This window comes from Collinsella sp. SGI.178 (assembly GCF_050313495.1).
Taxonomy (GTDB): Bacteria; Actinomycetota; Coriobacteriia; order Coriobacteriales; family Coriobacteriaceae; genus Collinsella.
Genome location: NZ_JBNPLM010000013.1, coordinates 40,731 through 56,668, shown reverse-complemented (window position 1 = coordinate 56,668; position 15,938 = coordinate 40,731). Strand labels below are relative to the sequence as shown.

The 15,938-nt window shown below is 58.9% G+C and carries 13 protein-coding genes; all 13 read left to right on the top strand.

The features are described from left to right. Positions 1–91 precede the first annotated feature (91 nt). Entirely contained in the window at positions 92–1,573 is a 1,482-nt protein-coding gene (locus tag ACQRAQ_RS05335; RefSeq protein WP_154515227.1) for a DUF1846 domain-containing protein, read from the top strand. A 193-nt stretch (positions 1,574–1,766) separates the two neighbouring features. Further along, positions 1,767–2,150 (top strand): hypothetical protein, encoded by a 384-nt coding sequence (locus ACQRAQ_RS05330; protein WP_154515229.1) that lies wholly within the window; start codon positions 1,767–1,769, stop codon positions 2,148–2,150. A gap of 180 nt (positions 2,151–2,330) precedes the next feature. Beyond that, complete coding sequence (locus ACQRAQ_RS05325) at positions 2,331–3,992, top strand: CTP synthase (protein WP_427794152.1); 1,662 nt, start codon at positions 2,331–2,333, stop codon at positions 3,990–3,992. Between the two features lie 2 nt (positions 3,993–3,994). Next, on the top strand, positions 3,995–4,936 hold the full coding sequence (gene xerD / locus ACQRAQ_RS05320) for a site-specific tyrosine recombinase XerD (protein WP_427727632.1): 942 nt from the start codon (positions 3,995–3,997) through the stop codon (positions 4,934–4,936). A 464-nt stretch (positions 4,937–5,400) separates the two neighbouring features. After that, on the top strand, positions 5,401–5,835 hold the full coding sequence (locus ACQRAQ_RS05315) for a division/cell wall cluster transcriptional repressor MraZ (protein WP_035137949.1): 435 nt from the start codon (positions 5,401–5,403) through the stop codon (positions 5,833–5,835). Between the two features lie 20 nt (positions 5,836–5,855). Beyond that, positions 5,856–6,821 carry a 16S rRNA (cytosine(1402)-N(4))-methyltransferase RsmH gene (rsmH, locus tag ACQRAQ_RS05310; RefSeq protein ID WP_154515233.1) on the top strand — a complete coding sequence of 322 codons (966 nt, stop codon included), beginning with the start codon at positions 5,856–5,858 and terminating at the stop codon, positions 6,819–6,821. 90 nt (positions 6,822–6,911) lie between these two features. Then, a complete protein-coding gene (locus ACQRAQ_RS05305) occupies positions 6,912–7,382 on the top strand; it encodes a hypothetical protein (RefSeq protein WP_427719178.1) in 471 nt (156 codons plus the stop codon). A gap of 239 nt (positions 7,383–7,621) precedes the next feature. Next, entirely contained in the window at positions 7,622–9,265 is a 1,644-nt protein-coding gene (locus ACQRAQ_RS05300; RefSeq protein ID WP_427794151.1) for a peptidoglycan D,D-transpeptidase FtsI family protein, read from the top strand. Positions 9,266–9,389: 124 nt separating this feature from the next. Continuing rightward, complete coding sequence (locus ACQRAQ_RS05295; protein ID WP_427794150.1) at positions 9,390–10,814, top strand: UDP-N-acetylmuramoyl-tripeptide--D-alanyl-D-alanine ligase; 1,425 nt, start codon at positions 9,390–9,392, stop codon at positions 10,812–10,814. A 3-nt stretch (positions 10,815–10,817) separates the two neighbouring features. Continuing rightward, a complete protein-coding gene (gene mraY, locus ACQRAQ_RS05290) occupies positions 10,818–11,837 on the top strand; it encodes a phospho-N-acetylmuramoyl-pentapeptide-transferase (protein WP_154515238.1) in 1,020 nt (339 codons plus the stop codon). A 9-nt stretch (positions 11,838–11,846) separates the two neighbouring features. Continuing rightward, on the top strand, positions 11,847–13,253 hold the full coding sequence (gene murD, locus ACQRAQ_RS05285) for a UDP-N-acetylmuramoyl-L-alanine--D-glutamate ligase (protein ID WP_427794149.1): 1,407 nt from the start codon (positions 11,847–11,849) through the stop codon (positions 13,251–13,253). Positions 13,254–13,262: 9 nt separating this feature from the next. Then, positions 13,263–14,783 (top strand): putative lipid II flippase FtsW, encoded by a 1,521-nt coding sequence (gene ftsW / locus ACQRAQ_RS05280; protein WP_427794148.1) that lies wholly within the window; start codon positions 13,263–13,265, stop codon positions 14,781–14,783. Beyond that, positions 14,773–15,888, top strand: coding sequence for an undecaprenyldiphospho-muramoylpentapeptide beta-N-acetylglucosaminyltransferase (gene murG, locus ACQRAQ_RS05275; protein WP_427794147.1), 1,116 nt, complete (start codon positions 14,773–14,775; stop codon positions 15,886–15,888). Before ftsW ends, murG begins: the two co-directional genes overlap by 11 nt. The last annotated feature ends 50 nt before the right edge of the window (positions 15,889–15,938 follow it).

Below are 15,938 nucleotides of genomic sequence, written 5' to 3'. Positions count from 1 at the left end.
CAAATTAGCTGCCCCGGCCTCGTCGGTGGGGGAGGGTCTGCTCCGCTATAATCGCCTAGGACATTAAATGGAAACGGGACGGGAGCCATACATGCGCCAGGGTTTCGACAACGCGAAGTATATCGAGCTGCAGGCTGCTCACATTAAGGAGCGCATCTCGCAGTTTGGCGGCAAACTGTATTTGGAGTTTGGCGGCAAGCTGTTCGATGACTATCATGCGAGCCGCGTGCTGCCGGGTTTTGAACCGGACAGCAAGTTCCGCATGCTCAAGAGCATTGCCGACGACGTCGAGGTCATCATCGCAATCAATGCGAACCATATCGAGAAGAACAAAGCCCGTGGCGACTTGGGCATTACCTATGACGAGGACGTCCTGCGTCTGGTCGATCTGTTCCGCGGGAACGGATTTGCCGTTGCCGCTGTGGTTATCACGCAGTATGCCGGTCAGCCCGCTGCCGACGTCTTCCGCAATCGTCTAAACGCGCTCGGCATTCCCGCCAAGCTGCACTATCCCATCGAGGGCTATCCGCACGATGTCGACCTGATCGTTTCTGATGAAGGCTACGGCAAGAACGAGTTTGTCGAGACCACGCGTCCGCTCGTTGTCGTGACGGCGCCCGGCCCTGGCTCGGGTAAGCTCGCCACCTGCCTGTCGCAGCTGTATCACGAGCACAAGCATGGCACCGCTGCCGGCTATGCCAAGTTTGAGACCTTCCCGGTCTGGAATCTCCCCCTCACGCATCCGGTGAACATTGCCTATGAGGCTGCCACGGCAGACCTCGATGACGCCAACATCATCGACTCGTTCCACCTTGAGGCATATAACAAGACCACGGTCAACTACAACCGAGACGTTGAGGCGTTCCCGGTTGTTCGCGCCCTGATGGAAAAGATCTTGGGCGAGAGCCCCTATCAGAGCCCCACGGACATGGGCGTCAATATGGTCGGTTTTGCCATTACCGATGACGATGCATGCCGAGATGCCTCCAAGATGGAGATCGTGCGCCGCTATTTTGCCGCGGTTGAAAGCGTGCGCCGTACTGGCGTGGGCGATGAGCAGGTCGACCGTCTCAAACTCATTATGAAAAAAGCCGGCATCGACAAGAACTATTCGCCGGCACGCTCGGCTGCTCTCACCAGGGAGCAACTGACGGGCGGTCCCGTGGGTGCCATGGTGATGCCGGACGGTTCGGTAGTGACCGGAAAGACCTCAACGCGTCTGGGTGCCGCGAGCTCGCTCATCATGAACGCGCTTAAGCATGTTTCGGGCGTCGATCTTGAGCTCGAGGTCATCAGCGATGAGGCGATTGAGCCTATCAGCAAGCTCAAGACGCATTTCCTTGGCAGCAAAAACCCGCGTCTCCACACCGACGAGACGCTCATGGCGCTCTCTATCACCTCGGCCACGAGCGAGACGGCTACTCGTGTTCTTTCGGGTCTTGAGCAGCTGCGCGGCTGCGACGCCTTCTTTAGCGTGATTATCTCGCCTACGGACGAGACGGTGCTGCGCAAGCTGGGCATTAACGTGTGCTGTGAGCCCAAGTTTGAGCGCCGCGGTTTCTTCCATCGCTAAGATTGAGATGAGACGCCGCATCGGAGTGCGCACCCGATGCGGCACTTAGGGGTTTTTAGGGCTTAATTTGCCGAAATTTAGGCCGTTTACCTGCCCAAAAGCGATTTGCGCGGTATACAATTACCTCAGTGGATACATCTTTTGCGGGGCTACCCATGATGGATGTTGCCGGCCATCGAGGGATGCGCCGGTCATGCGCGGTGCTTTTGATGCTCGTGCTCGGTTTGAGGAGGCTGCCATGGCGGGCAAGGGTCGTGCGAGTGTCAACGATATGAAGCGTGTCGAGGTGCTGGTGCTGATGGAGATTGCTCGGCAATCTAAGGGAAACGGTGTGCCGTACGGTTTCTCGCGCAAGACACTCTCCGAGTGCGTAGGGGTTTCGCCGTATCGTGCCCGCGCTGCAATCGACCGTTTGGATTCTGATGGCCTTATCGAGGTCGTTTCTCGTTATAACGATGATGGCGGCCAGCTTGCAAACGGCATATGCCTGACCGGGCGAGGCGAGTGGTACCTTAAGGGTGTTCGTGCCGGCATGCTTGTTCAAGATATGTTGAAGGATGAGACTGCCGATCGGTAACAACACGGCAGTTTCGACGAGCCTGCACCGCCCAAAGCTACTTGGGCGGTGTTTTGTTTCGAGATGGAGAAATGCGGGCATGCGGGTGAAAAATAGCGAGCGGCTTGCTTTTCGAGTATTACAATGAAGACCCGTAAGATGTGAATGGAAAACTTCTACGGGAAGCGCAGGTAATTCAATATGACCAAGCATGTGTTTGTAACCGGCGGCGTAGTTTCGTCCTTGGGTAAGGGCATCACCGCGGCCTCGTTGGGCCGTCTGCTCAAGTCACGCGGCTACAAGGTGACGATGCAGAAGGCCGACCCGTATCTGAACGTCGACCCCGGCACCATGAGCCCGTTTCAGCATGGTGAGGTCTTCGTGACCGAGGATGGCTACGAGTCCGACCTGGACCTGGGCCATTATGAGCGCTTTATTGACGAGAATCTTACCCGTGATTCCAACTTTACGACCGGCGCTATCTACAAGAGCCTGATTGCCCGCGAGCGTCGCGGTGACTTTTTAGGCGGCACCGTTCAGGTGATTCCGCACGTCACCAACGCCATTAAGGATAAGTTCCGCCGCATCGAGGAGCAGACCGGTTCCGACGTGGTCATCACCGAGCTGGGCGGCACGATTGGCGATATCGAGTCGCAGCCGTTCGTGGAGGCCATCCGCCAATACCGTAAAGAGGCCGGTCCCGAGAACGTCTGCTACATCCACGTGTCGCTCGTCCCCTATATCGCCGCCGCGCACGAGGTCAAGACCAAGCCCACGCAGCATTCGGTCAAGGAGCTTCGCAGCTTTGGCATTCAGCCCGACATCATTGTGCTGCGTTCTGATCACCATATCGACGATGCCATCCGTGGCAAGATCGCAAGCTTCTGCGACGTTGATACCGACTGCGTCTTTACCAACGAAGATTGCGCGAGTATTTACGATGTGCCGCAGCTGCTCGCCGAGCAGGACTTTGACCTGCGCATTTGCGAGCGCCTGGGCTTGGACCCGCGCGAGCGCGACATGAGCGAGTGGAACGAGTTCCTGCGCAAACAGAATCATGCCAACCACCATGCCGACAAGGTCAAGATCGCCGTTGTGGGCAAGTATACCCAGCTCCCCGATGCCTACCTGTCGGTCATCGAGGCCCTGCATCATGCAGGCGTTTTCTATGATCGTCATGTGGACGTGCAGCTGGTCGACGGCGAGAGCCTCGACGAGCAGAACGTCTCCGAGGTGTTAGGCGACGCATCGGGCATTTTGGTGCCCGGCGGCTTTGGCAAGCGTGCCCTGGAGGGCAAGATTCTTGCTGCCGAGTTTGCTCGCGAGCATAAGATTCCGTATCTGGGCATTTGTCTGGGCATGCAGGTCGCCGTGTGCGAGTTTGCCCGCAACGTGGTCGGCCTTGCCGGCGCTAGCTCCTCCGAGTTCGATCCGGACGGTCCGTTTAGCGTAATTGACCTGATGAGCTCGCAGGAGGACGTGACCGAGAAGGGCGGCACCATGCGCCTGGGCGCCTATCCGTGCAAGCTCGCTGCCGATACCCTTGCGCGCGAGGCCTATGGCGAGGAGCTTGTCTATGAGCGCCACCGTCATCGCTTTGAGTTCAACAATGCCTTCCGCGACCAGCTCGAGGACGCGGGTTTGGTTATCTCGGGTCTTTCGCCTGACGAGCGTCTGGTCGAGATGGTCGAGCTGCCGCGTGACGTGCATCCGTGGTATGTGGCCACCCAGGCCCACCCCGAGTTTAAGAGCCGTCCGACCAAGCCGCAGTCTCTGTTCCGCGAGTTCGTGCGCGCCTCGATTGGCCAGCACGAGGGTGTCGATCGCCTGCAGGTGACGCCCATGAACCTCGCGACGGACTAAGGGTGTCAGCGAACGAAAGACATACCGAAGATACTCCCTCGTTGCTCGATACGGTGACGGGGGAGTATCTTGATTACCTTGCGGTCGAGCGAGGCTTGGCGCGCAATACGATCGCGGCATATCGTCGTGACTTGACGACTTACTGTTCCTACCTGGAGCGGGCCGGTGTTGAGTCCTTTGAAGGCGTGAACCGTCAGATAATAGAGGGTTTTGTCGGTGATCGGCGCGACGGGGGCTACTCCGATGCCTCGGTGGAGCGTGCAGTTGCGGCCGTGAAAGGCTTGCATGCCTTTTTGGTTCGCGATGGGATCGTCGCCCAAAACCCGACGGCTGCACTGCGCCTGCCCAAAAAGGCGGAGCGCCTTCCGGAGTATCTTTCGGTAGGGGATGTCTCGGCGCTCCTCGACCAAGATTTCCCGGAAGGGGAGATGGGTTTGCGGGACCATGCCATTTTGGAAGTGCTCTATGGATGTGGCCTGCGCGTGAGCGAGTTGGTGGGGCTCGATGTGGGCGACGTTCATTTTGACGACGGCTTTGTGCTGGTGCGCGGCAAGGGCTCGAAGGAGCGGCTTGCCCCACTCGTGGGAAGTGCCGCACGGGCTATGGCTCAATATATTGCTGATGGGCGTCGGCGCCTGGCCGCTCATGCCCGCGGGTCAAAGACACCGGCAGTCTTTTTAAATAAGAACGGTGGTCGCCTGTCGCGTCAGAGTGTTCATGTCATATGCGAGCGATACGGGCGTCAGGTGGGACTGGTGGGGCTTCATCCTCATACCTTGCGTCACTCCTTTGCGACCCATATGCTTGCGGGCGGTGCCGACCTGCGCGTGCTACAGGAGATTTTGGGACATGCCGACATTTCGACCACACAGGTCTACACGCATGTCGACCGCACGCAGCTGACCGAGGTCTACCTGGCGGCTCATCCGTTGGCGCATCGCTAGCGACTCTTTGACCTGCATATTTACAACTAATGGGGGACGGACCCCAGGTTGTCGTGACGCGGTTTTGTGCGCGTATCGGCAATCTGGGGTCCGCCCCATCTTTTGTCTTGCGCCGATGCGCCGGTGGGTCGCGCGTGACGTTGGCGGGGAAGTTTGGGGGGGCGATGTGAACGGTGCGTAAAGGGACACAAAATTCGCCTCAAGGTCAACTTGAAGGTTGAGGTTGAAAGCCGGGCTGCTACAGATGGCATCCCGGCTTTGCTGTAAACACAACATATTGTGTTTTCGAACATATGAACGAGGGTGTTTTACAGCATATAGAGGGTGGAGTGGTGGGGTGTTATGGGGGAAGGTGTGGGGAAAGATGTTGAAAAATGGGGCAGTTCCCCATATTATTAATGACGTCGACAGGCGGGGTGGTTCCCCGCGTACGTGCCATCTGAGTAACCGAGGGGAGGGCGCACATGGGAATGACGGGTGCATACGAGCGCAATCTCGATGCAAAAGGTCGTCTGTCCCTGCCTGCACCCCTTCGCGAGGAGCTTGGAGAGCATGTTCGCGTGTTCAAAGCCCTGGATGTCGATGCTCTGTACGTGTTCTCTGCCGAGGCCTTCGATAAGTGGGTCGAAGGACTCTTCGCGGGTCGTGAGGGCCACGAGGGTTTTAACCCGCGTGACATCAACGACCAGAAACTCATGAGGGCGATCAACAAGCGCACCACCTCGATGGATGTGGACAGCGCCGGTCGTATCGGTCTTTCTGAGTCTCTCCGCAAGCAGGCGAACCTCGACCGCGAGGTCACGGTTGTGGGCAACTACGACCACCTCGAGGTTTGGGACCGTGCTACGGCCGATGAGGACGATGACGATGAGGCTCTGCTGGACCTCTTCTTCTCGTAAGGGCAAGGCATGAGTAACGGATGGAGCGTGGGATCTTGACACAAGAATATCGGCATGAACCTGTCATGCTCGGCGAAGTGCTTGAGTCGCTGCAGCTAAAGAGCGGATCTGTCGTCTGCGATTGCACCCTTGGCGGTGCCGGTCATTCGGTAAAGATGGCCGCGCAGGTGGGGGAGACGGGTCTTTTGCTTGGCGTCGATCAGGACGACATGGCCCTCGAGGCCGCTGGTGCCCGTCTGGACCGCGAGGTCCCCGGCGTCCCGCATCAGCTGCTGAAGGGTAACTTTGGCGACTTGGACGAGCTGCTTTGCTCGGCCGAGGTGCCCGGGGTCGATGGCTTCCTGTTCGACTTGGGCGTCTCGTCACCGCAACTCGATATCCCTGGCAGGGGCTTTTCGTATAACGAAGATGCCCCATTGGACATGCGGATGGATCCGGGTAACAACACCCTAAACGCAGCTGAGGTCATCAACACCTATAACGAACACGACCTCGCCCGGATTCTACGCGTCTATGGCGAAGAGAAGTTCGCCTCGCAGATCGCACGCGAGATCGTGCGTCGACGCGAGTCCGAACCGATTGAAACCACCGGTCAGTTTGTCGAGATCATCAAGGCTGGCATTCCGGCTGCCGCTCGTCGGCATGGCGGACACCCGGCCAAGAAAAGTTTCCAGGCCATTCGCATCGAGGTCAATCATGAACTCGATGTGCTCGAGAGAGGACTTGACGCCGCCACCAGGTGGCTCAACCCGGGCGGACGCATCTGCGTCATCTCGTATCACTCGCTCGAGGACCGTATCGTAAAGAATCACTTTAAGGAGATGAGCCAGGGGTGCACGTGTCCGCCGGAGATTCCGGTGTGCGTGTGCGGCAACGTGCCGATACTCAAGGTCATCACCCGCAAACCCTTGGTTGCCCAACCCGATGAGGTTGCGCGCAACCCTCGGGCGAGATCAGCCAAAATCCGCGTGGCGGAGCGCTTGTAGCGTTACGCGCGCGATATTGGACCTCCCGCTCGCACCATAAACGAAGCTTAAACACACTACCAACGTACTCGGGATGGGAGGCGGCATATCATGGGCTACAACACCTCAAACGCAGCACTCGCCTATGATATGAACGCCATGCCCGCCTACCGCGAGGCACCGCAGGCGCCCGCTGCTCCCCGTGAGCAGCGCACACCGCGCTTTGATGTCTACACGGGCGCGGGCCGTCAGGCAAACCAGGCGGTAAGCCCGGTTTTCATGAGCGTTCTTAAAACGTTTTGCATCATTGCGGCTATCTTCATGACGATTGGCGTCGCCCGCGTGGCGCTTGCAAGCGTTACGGCCCAGGTGCTCAACAGCAACGCCGAGCTTACCAACACGCTCGAGAAGGCGACCGATGAGAGCTCTGACCTTGAGGTCATGCACTCTGTTTATGGTGCCGATACGCGCATTCGCGATCTTGCGGGCGCTTATGGCATGGTGGAGCCCAGCGAGAGCGTTACACTTGATTTTTCGCAGGATGCAGCCGCGGGCGCTAGCTCGGCTGCGGCTGTCCAGTAATAAGACGGTAGCTGAGTATGACAAATGATTATCGCCGCGGTCCAGACGGAAGTCGCGGGCAGGGACGTCCCTCTTCGCGGGGACGTTCTGGTTATCAAGGATCGGGTCGGTCATCTTACAACTTGGGGTCGAATCGTGGCAACGACCCAACGTCGCGCCTTCGCGGCTCGGATGACCCTCAAGTACGCAATAGCAGATCGAATAGACGATCTTCGACCGAATGGCTTACGGGGACGCCATTGCCTCGCCGTAATGTCGTCATGGGTTGTATCGGTTTGGGCCTGGCTGCGGGCGCCATCCGCCTTGCCGACTACCAGATTGTAAATGCCGATGAGTTGCGCGGGCGCGCCGATGCTCGACGCCTGCTTGCGGAGACGCTTTACGCCAAACGCGGCACGATCTACGACCGAAACGGCAACGTGCTGACGTCGTCGGTCGAGTGCAGCAATGTCGCCGTGAATCCACAGCTGATCGAGGATGTCGATAAAACGGTATCGGCCTTGGTTAAGGCGACTGGAATCGATAAGAAGACTTGCCGCAAGCTGGTTCAGTCCGATGGCACCTGGGTGTATATCAAGCGCCAGGTGGACGAGGACGATGCCGCGGCATTGAAGAAGAAAAATCTGCCCGGCGTGCTCTTTGAGCAGGCGATGAAGCGGGTGTATCCATACGGCAATCTGGCTTCGCAGGTTCTAGGCGTGGTGAACGTTGACAACGTGGGCCTAACGGGCCTTGAAAAGCAATATGACAAATTGCTGACCGGAACAAACGGCACGCTGGTACGAGAGCGTGCGAGGGACGATAGCTATATTGCGGGTGGCGCCTATAAAAAGGTTGCCGCCATCGATGGCGTTGACATCGTGACGACGCTGGATGTCAATATCCAGCGTGCAGCAGAGGACGCTCTGGCGGAGGCGGTTGAGAAGACCAAAGCCAAGAACGGTTCGGCTTTGGTGACAGACCCTACTACCGGCGAGATTCTGGCCGCCTGTTCGTATCCGACCTACGACCCGACCGATCTGGAGAACGCCAAGACCGAGGATATGAACTTGCGCTTGGTCACCGATGCGTATGAACCCGGTTCGGTCTTTAAGACGCTCGTTGCAGGTGCGGGTTTCGACTTGGGCGTCGTGCGCTCGAGTACGTCGTTTGAGGTGCCGGCGAGCATTAAAGTCGGCGACGATACCGTCACCGATGCCGATAAGCGTGACTACGCCATGACCATGGATGTGCGCGAGATGATGCGCCGCTCATCCAATGTTGGCTTTGTATTGGTCGGGCATAAGATCGGCGCGGACGATTTTGCCGCGTACGTGGACAAATGGGGCGTTGGACACAGTTCGGGCATCGATTTTCCCGGCGAGAGCCTTGGCATTGTCAAGGAGCGTGACCAGTATGACGGTGCCACGTTGGGCTCGATGAGTTTTGGCCAAGCGCTGTCTGTCTCGCCGATCGAGATTGCACGCGCCGTGGGCGGCATTGCCAACGACGGCGTGATGATGACGCCGCACTTTTATAAATCCAGCAAAGGCGAGGAGAAGGACTGGGGCGAGGGCGAGCAGGCGATTTCTGAGGACGCCGCCGCCCAGGTGATATCGTGCATGCAGACGGTCGTTTCCGAGGGCACGGGTGTCGGGGGCGCCGTCGACGGTTACGACGTGGCGGGTAAGACCGGTACGGCCGAGCGCGCCGATGAAAAAGGCGGCTACCTCAAAGCGAGCTATATGTCGTCCTTTATGGGGTTTGCCCCGGCGCAAGCACCCAAGGTTTTGTGCTATATCACGCTCGACGGAACGCCGAGCGGTTCGGATGCCGCCGCCGTGCCGTTCCAGGTCATTATGGCTAACGCGCTCGATGTGTTGGGTATCCCACGCACCAAGTAGGGGGTTACAATCCTGGAAAGGGCTGTCGATTAATCTGGAGGGTGTTCACATGCCCTGCACCACGCATGCGCGGCGCTGGGATACAATACGCCGATAGCATTATTAGGTTTACAGGGGAGCTGCAATGATAGAGATCGCCGTCAACAACCTCGCGGCCGCAACAGGGGCCCGGACCGTGACGGGAGAAGCCGATCGGGTATGCCGTGGGTGCGTTATCGACTCGCGCCAGGTTGAGGAAGGCACGATTTTTGTTGCCTTTCCGGGTGAAAAAGTCGACGGCAACGATTTTGCTTCCCGCGCCATCGAATCGGGCGCCGGCGCTGTTGTGATGACGCGCGAGCCCAACGCCGAGCTTGTATCGCTGGCTCAGCGTAAGGGCTGCGCCATCCTACACACCGATGATCCCGAGGAATTTTTGCTGCGCCTGGCACATGCCTATCGCACGCAGCTTGGCTGCCTCGTGGTTGGCATTACCGGCTCTATCGGTAAGACGACGACCAAGGATGTCCTTGCGGCAGTGCTTGCCAAGCGCTATCGCGTTTGGGCCACCAAGGGTAATTTCAACAATCTGATCGGTATGCCGCTCACGGTTTTGGCCGCTCCTGCCGACACCGAGGTGCTGGTTCTCGAGATGGGTATGAACCATTTTCACGAGATCGAGCGCCTTTCTCGGTCCGCCAATCCCAACCTTGCCATCGTGACCAAGATCGGCACCTCTCATATTGGAATCCTGGGAAGTCGCGAGAATATCGCCCGCGCTAAGTCCGAGATTGTTGGGGGCATGTGTGCCGCCGACGACCTTCTCCCGTTGCTGGTTTTGGGCGGCGAAGACGACTTCACCCCGTTCATTCGTGAGACGTTTGCCGAGCCCGCGGGTATCGACGTGATGCTGGCGGGTGTTTCGGATGTTGATGAGGTTTGCGCCCGCGGCATTCACATTGATGACGAGGGCCGCCCGGTCTTTACGCTTGACTTTGGTATGGGTGAGTCCGTTGACACCATGCTCGCCATTCCCGGCGTCCAGTCCGTTCCCAATGCCGTTAAGGCCGCCACAGTTGCCTATCGTTTGGGTGTGACTCCCGAGCAGATCGACGCTGCCTTTAGGGGTATCGCGATTACCGGTCATCGTCAGGAGATTAAACACGCCAAGAGCGGTGCCCGCATTATCGACGACTCGTATAACGCCAGCGCCGAATCCATGGCTGCTGGCCTTGACCTGCTGTGCTCGCTTTCGTGTTCTGGCTCTCGAATGGCGATTCTGGGCGAGATGGGCGAAATGGGCGACGAGGCCCCCCGCATGCATGAGCTGGTGGGCGCCTATGCCGCGGCTAAGAAGCTCGATATGCTGGCGTGCGTGGGCGGTGAGCTGGCCGCTCGTATGGCCGAAGCCGCGCGCATGATGGGCATGGACGAGGACCGCATCCAGGTGTTCTCCGATTATCAGCAGGTGCTCGACCGTATGGCCGGCGCACTTGAGAAACATGACGTTGTGCTGGTCAAGGGCTCTCGCTTTGTCGAGCTCGACCGCTTTGTGGAAGGTGTGTGCTAGCCCATGTTCGGGAACCCCGCGTATCCTACATACCAGGCCTTTTTGGGACTTGGCATCGCCGCCGCCATTGCGCTGCTGCTCATGCCGTGGTGGATCAAGCTTCTTAAGGTCGAGGGTATCGGCCAGCAGGTCCGCGCCGATGGACCCAAACGCCACCTGATTAAGCAGGGCACGCCCACCATGGGCGGCGTTGTCATTCTCGTAGCCGTTTCGCTGACGTGTCTTTTGATGGGCAAGCTCACCACCGAGCTTGTGCTCGTGCTGCTTGCCACGCTTGCAACCGGCGTTCTGGGCCTTATCGATGATTTGACCTCTGTCACGCACGGTCGTTCGCTCGGCCTGACGCCCCACGCCAAGATGATCGGTCTCACCATCATCTGCGTCACGTTTACCGTGCTTGCCGTCAGCTGGTGCGGCGTTGCCCCCGAGATTCGTTTTCCCGGCGGTCTGACGATTGACCTCGGTATCTTCTCGACCACCATTGGTGGCCTTACCTTTCCGTGGCTCTACATCGTCTTTTGCTGGCTGATGATCGCCGGTCTTTCTAATGCCGTGAACCTGACCGATGGCCTGGACGGCCTTGCCGGTGGCACCTCCATGATTGCCATGCTTGCCATGGCTGCCATGGCGTTTTTGCACGGTGACGTAAACCTGTCTATCTTCTGTACCGCATGTGCTGGTGCTTGCCTGGGCTTCCTTTGGTTCAACTGCTATCCGGCGAGCATCTTTATGGGTGATACCGGCTCTCTTGCCTTGGGTGCGGCCTTTGCCTGCACGTCCATTATGACCAACACCGAGGTCGTTTCGCTCATCATCGGCGGCCTGTTTATCGTCGAGACCCTGTCGGTCATGATTCAGGTCGTCTACTTCCACTTTACGCATAAGCGCGTCTTCCTTATGGCGCCCATTCATCATCATTTCGAGAAGAAGGGATGGGCCGAGACTAAGGTCGTCATCCGTTTTTGGATTGTCGCTGCCGCTTTTGGCGCTCTGGGCCTTGCCCTGTTTTTCCAGTTGGGATAGTGGTTTTTCATGCCTCTTGCAGATTCCTTTAGCCTGCTCGTCTTGGGCCAAGGTAAGTCCGGTCTAGATGTCGCTCGCTGGGCGCTTGCGCACCCCGAGCGCGTGAGTACCGTTACCGTGTACGGTGGCGGCACGTCCGAGCCCAATGATGCCACGCGCTCGCTCGAGGCGCGCGGGGCATCGTTTGTCTACGGAACCGAGCAGGTCGAGGGTGCGTTTGATGTATGCGTGACGTGTCCGGGCATCTCGGAGTTCTCGTCATTCTTTAAGGCTGGCCGCGATCACGCTGTCCAGATCATGGGTGAGCCCGAGTTTGCCTACCGCCTGTCTCCCCAAAATTGGATCGCCATTACGGGCACCAATGGCAAGACGACCACCACGTCGCTGACCGACTACCTGCTTAAGGCAGCGGGCGAGGCGAGCGTTGCTGTCGGTAATATCGGTGAGCCTCCGGTGAACGAAATCGACGACCGCGCGCATAACGAGTGGTTTGTAGCTGAACTTTCGAGCTATCAGATCGCAACGACCCAGGAGCTTCACCCCCGTGTGGCGGTGCTGCTCAACATCACCCCCGACCATCTGGGCTGGCACAAGAGCCATAAGAACTATGCGCTCGCCAAGATTAAGCTCTTCGAGAATATGGTCGATGATGACCTTGTGGTTATCGACGTCGAGGATGCCGGTATCCATGAATTCGATGAGTATGTCTACACGCCGGGTCGTCGCATCTGCAAGGTCGCCTTTGACGAGCCTGCGGGCGAGGACGCCGCATTTGTGCGTGATGGCAAGATGGTCATTCGCCTGAAGGGCGTCGAGACCCCGCTCATCGCCACGTCCGAGCTCAAAATCTCCGGACATCACAATGTCATCAATGCCCTGTGCGCTGCCACGGCTGCCCTGGCCGTCGGTGCCGATGTCGACGGTGTGTGTCGCGGCCTGGCCTCATTCCAGCCGCTGGAGCACCGCGTTGAGCCCTGTGGCGAGATCGATGGCGTGCGCTACGTCAACGATTCCAAGGCAACGAACACCGATGCGGTCGAAAAGGCCCTGACGGCGTTTCCCGACGACGACGTGATCTTGCTGCTCGGTGGTCACGATAAGGGCACGCCACTCGAGTCCTTCGCCCGCGTTGTCATGGACAACGTGCGATCGGTCGTCTGCTTTGGCGATGCGCGCGAGCGCTTTACCGCCGCTATGGACGAGGCCGATGTCGATGGTGACGTTGATATCGCTCAGGCTGACGACCTGCGCGACGCCGTCGACGTTGCCCGTTCGCTGTCGAGCCGAGGCGACGTGATCCTGCTTTCTCCCGCCTGTTCTTCGTTCGATGAGTTCTCGGGCTACGAGGAGCGCGGCCGCGTGTTTAAGGACTACGTGGCCCAGCTTGCCGCCGCAGCGAAATCGCAAATGGAATAGGGGCCGCCGGTGAGAGAGGAGAGCCCCCGACAAGGTATGAGGAGGCCCGACTCGGACCGTGCTTCCTCGCAGCGCAGTACGCCGCGTTCCGGTCGCGGCGGGCAGACGCTCAGCGAACGCTATATTGCCGGCGTCCCCGCCCGCATCATGCGCCCTCGTTTGATATTCATGGCGTGCCTGTTTACTTTAGTGTGCTTTGGGCTGCTGATGGTGTACTCGGCGTCATCGGTCGAGGCATTGCACGAGAACGGCTCGGCGACGTTTTTCCTGGTTCGACAGGCTACCTTTGCCGGGGTTGGCGTGCTTGCCATGGTTGCGATCGTTCGCGTCTTGCCGGACAGCTGGTTTGGGGAAAATGTACTTAGGATCTTCCTTATCGGCATGATTCTCTTGCTGTTTGCGGTATTTCTTGTCGGCAGTGGCAGCCGTGGCGCCACGCGCTGGCTCAACATCGCCGGTATTCAGTTCCAGCCGTCTGAGTTTTTAAAGCCGTTTGCCATCGCGTATTCGGCCATCATACTCGACCGTTTCTTTTCGCCCGGTGGCAACATCAACGAGTTCCTTCGTAAGATGGTCGTCTACTTGGGCATTTCGCTCTTTTTGATCTTTATCCAGCCCGATTATGGCACCGTCTTGATCATCTCGCTGACCCTCATGTGTATGGCGTTATTTGCGGGCCTAGACCCCAAGTTTATCATCGGCGTGATCATTCTCGTCATTGTCATGAGTGTGTTTGCGCTTGTTGCAGAGCCGTACCGCATGGTGCGTGTTCAGGTTGCCCTGAACCCTTGGGCCGACGAGTATGGCGATGGCTATCAGGCAACGCTTGCCATCATGGCGTTTGCTTCGGGCGGCTTGTTCGGCCGCGGCATCGGTAACTCCACCATGAAGTATTCGTATCTGCCCGAGGCACACAACGACTATATTCTGGCCATTATCGGCGAGGAGGTCGGTTTTGTCGGGACCGTGCTGCTCTTCCTGGTCTTTGCGATGCTGATTTACTCAGCGTTTCGCATTGCCGAACAGGCTGCGGACCGTCGCGGAGCGCTCATGGCATCGGGTTCCGCGGTCATTCTCGCGGTACAGTTTTTGATCAATGCGCTGGGCATCCTCAACGTGTTTCCCATGACGGGTAAGCCGCTGCCGTTTATCAGCTACGGCGGTTCGTCGATTATCGTATCGCTTATGCTTGCGGGGCTGATCTTGCGCGTCTCGCACGAGAGCGCCCGTCGTGATGAGTACGACCGTCGCCGCGAGAGCTTTGCCGTTATGGACGAGAGCACCGCCGGCGTGCCCCATGTGCGCGGCGATCGCCCTTCGCGCAACGGTTTTACCGTCTTGGATGGCTCTGCGTCCGAGCCGGCGGCTCGTCCGCGCCCGCGAACGGCTCCGCAGGGGCGTCCCCAACGCCCGAACCCCCGAAGCTCGGGCGGCGGATATAATCGAATCAATTTGAATTCGGACCCGTCGGCGCGTCTGCGCACCGACGATCAGGGACCGCGCGTACGAAGGGATTTTCATGACCGATAAGATGACCGTTGCTATCGCAGCCGGCGGCACGGCGGGACATATCAACCCTGCGCTTGCCTTGGCTGAGGAGTTGCGCGACCGCGGACATCATGTTGTGTTCGTGGGCCAGTCGCACAAGCTCGAGGGTCGTTTGGTTCCCGAGGCCGGGTTTGATTTTGTACCTATCACGGTCACGGGCTTCGACCGCTCCCGTCCTTGGACCGCGCTGAGCTCGCTGTGGCGCGTCAATAAGGCTAAGCGATCGCTCGCCAGCCATTTCTCAAAGGTTGGCAAGCCCGATGCTGCCATCGGTTTTGGTGCCTACGTCGAGGTCCCGCTGCTGGGCTGGTGCAAGGATGCGGGCGTTCCGTATCTGCTGCACGAGCAGAACTCTGTTCCGGGCCTGGCCAATAAGATGATGAGTTCCCATGCCGCCCGCGTGTGCATCTCGGTGCCGGCTGCGCGCTCTGTCTTTGAGCGCGAGGGCGACCCCGAGCATGTGCTCATGACCGGTAATCCGCTGCGCCGCTCGGTCATTGAGGGCGATCGCGCCCGCGGCCGCGAGGCACTTGGCATGCCCGAGGACGCTGTGCTGCTGCTCGTCTTTGGCGGTTCGCTCGGTGCCCAGCATCTCAACGAGCGCGTAGCCTCGCTCAAGAGTGAGCTGCTGACCCGCGAGAATCTCTACATTTTGCATTCGACGGGAGCCGACGGCTTTGAGGACACCGAGCGTGCTTTGGCGCTGACGTCCGATGAGACGAAGCGCTATCGCGTCCAGCCCTACATTGACAACATGGGCGACATGCTAGCTGCAGCTGACCTGGTGCTCTCGCGCTCCGGCGCCTCGAGCGTGGCCGAGATTGCCGCCCTCGCCGTGCCTTCGGTGCTCGTGCCGTATCCGCATGCCACGGCCGACCACCAGACGACCAATGCGCGTTATCTGGTCGATGCCGGTGCCGGCGTGCTTTGTGCCGATGCCGATATCGATGCTCCGGCGTTTGCCGAGGAGCTGCTGCATCTGGTCGATGACGCCGCGGCGCGCGATGCCATGCGTCAGGCGGCGCGCGGGTTGGCTCAGGACCGCGCCGCCGCACTTTTGGCCGATGCGGTAGAGGGTTTGCGTTAGTTAGACGGGATATCGAGCTTGCGCTCGCGTGGATGCGGTAGGTGCGGTAC

Coding starts and splice junctions, on each gene's coding strand:
- ACQRAQ_RS05335 (WP_154515227.1), top strand. CDS start 92: ATGCGCCAGGGTTTCGACAACGCGAAGTATATCGAGCTGCAGGCTGCT.
- ACQRAQ_RS05330 (WP_154515229.1), top strand. CDS start 1,767: ATGCGCGGTGCTTTTGATGCTCGTGCTCGGTTTGAGGAGGCTGCCATG.
- ACQRAQ_RS05325 (WP_427794152.1), top strand. CDS start 2,331: ATGACCAAGCATGTGTTTGTAACCGGCGGCGTAGTTTCGTCCTTGGGT.
- ACQRAQ_RS05315 (WP_035137949.1), top strand. CDS start 5,401: ATGGGAATGACGGGTGCATACGAGCGCAATCTCGATGCAAAAGGTCGT.
- rsmH (WP_154515233.1), top strand. CDS start 5,856: ATGGAGCGTGGGATCTTGACACAAGAATATCGGCATGAACCTGTCATG.
- ACQRAQ_RS05305 (WP_427719178.1), top strand. CDS start 6,912: ATGGGCTACAACACCTCAAACGCAGCACTCGCCTATGATATGAACGCC.
- ACQRAQ_RS05295 (WP_427794150.1), top strand. CDS start 9,390: ATGATAGAGATCGCCGTCAACAACCTCGCGGCCGCAACAGGGGCCCGG.
- mraY (WP_154515238.1), top strand. CDS start 10,818: ATGTTCGGGAACCCCGCGTATCCTACATACCAGGCCTTTTTGGGACTT.
- murD (WP_427794149.1), top strand. CDS start 11,847: ATGCCTCTTGCAGATTCCTTTAGCCTGCTCGTCTTGGGCCAAGGTAAG.
- murG (WP_427794147.1), top strand. CDS start 14,773: ATGACCGATAAGATGACCGTTGCTATCGCAGCCGGCGGCACGGCGGGA.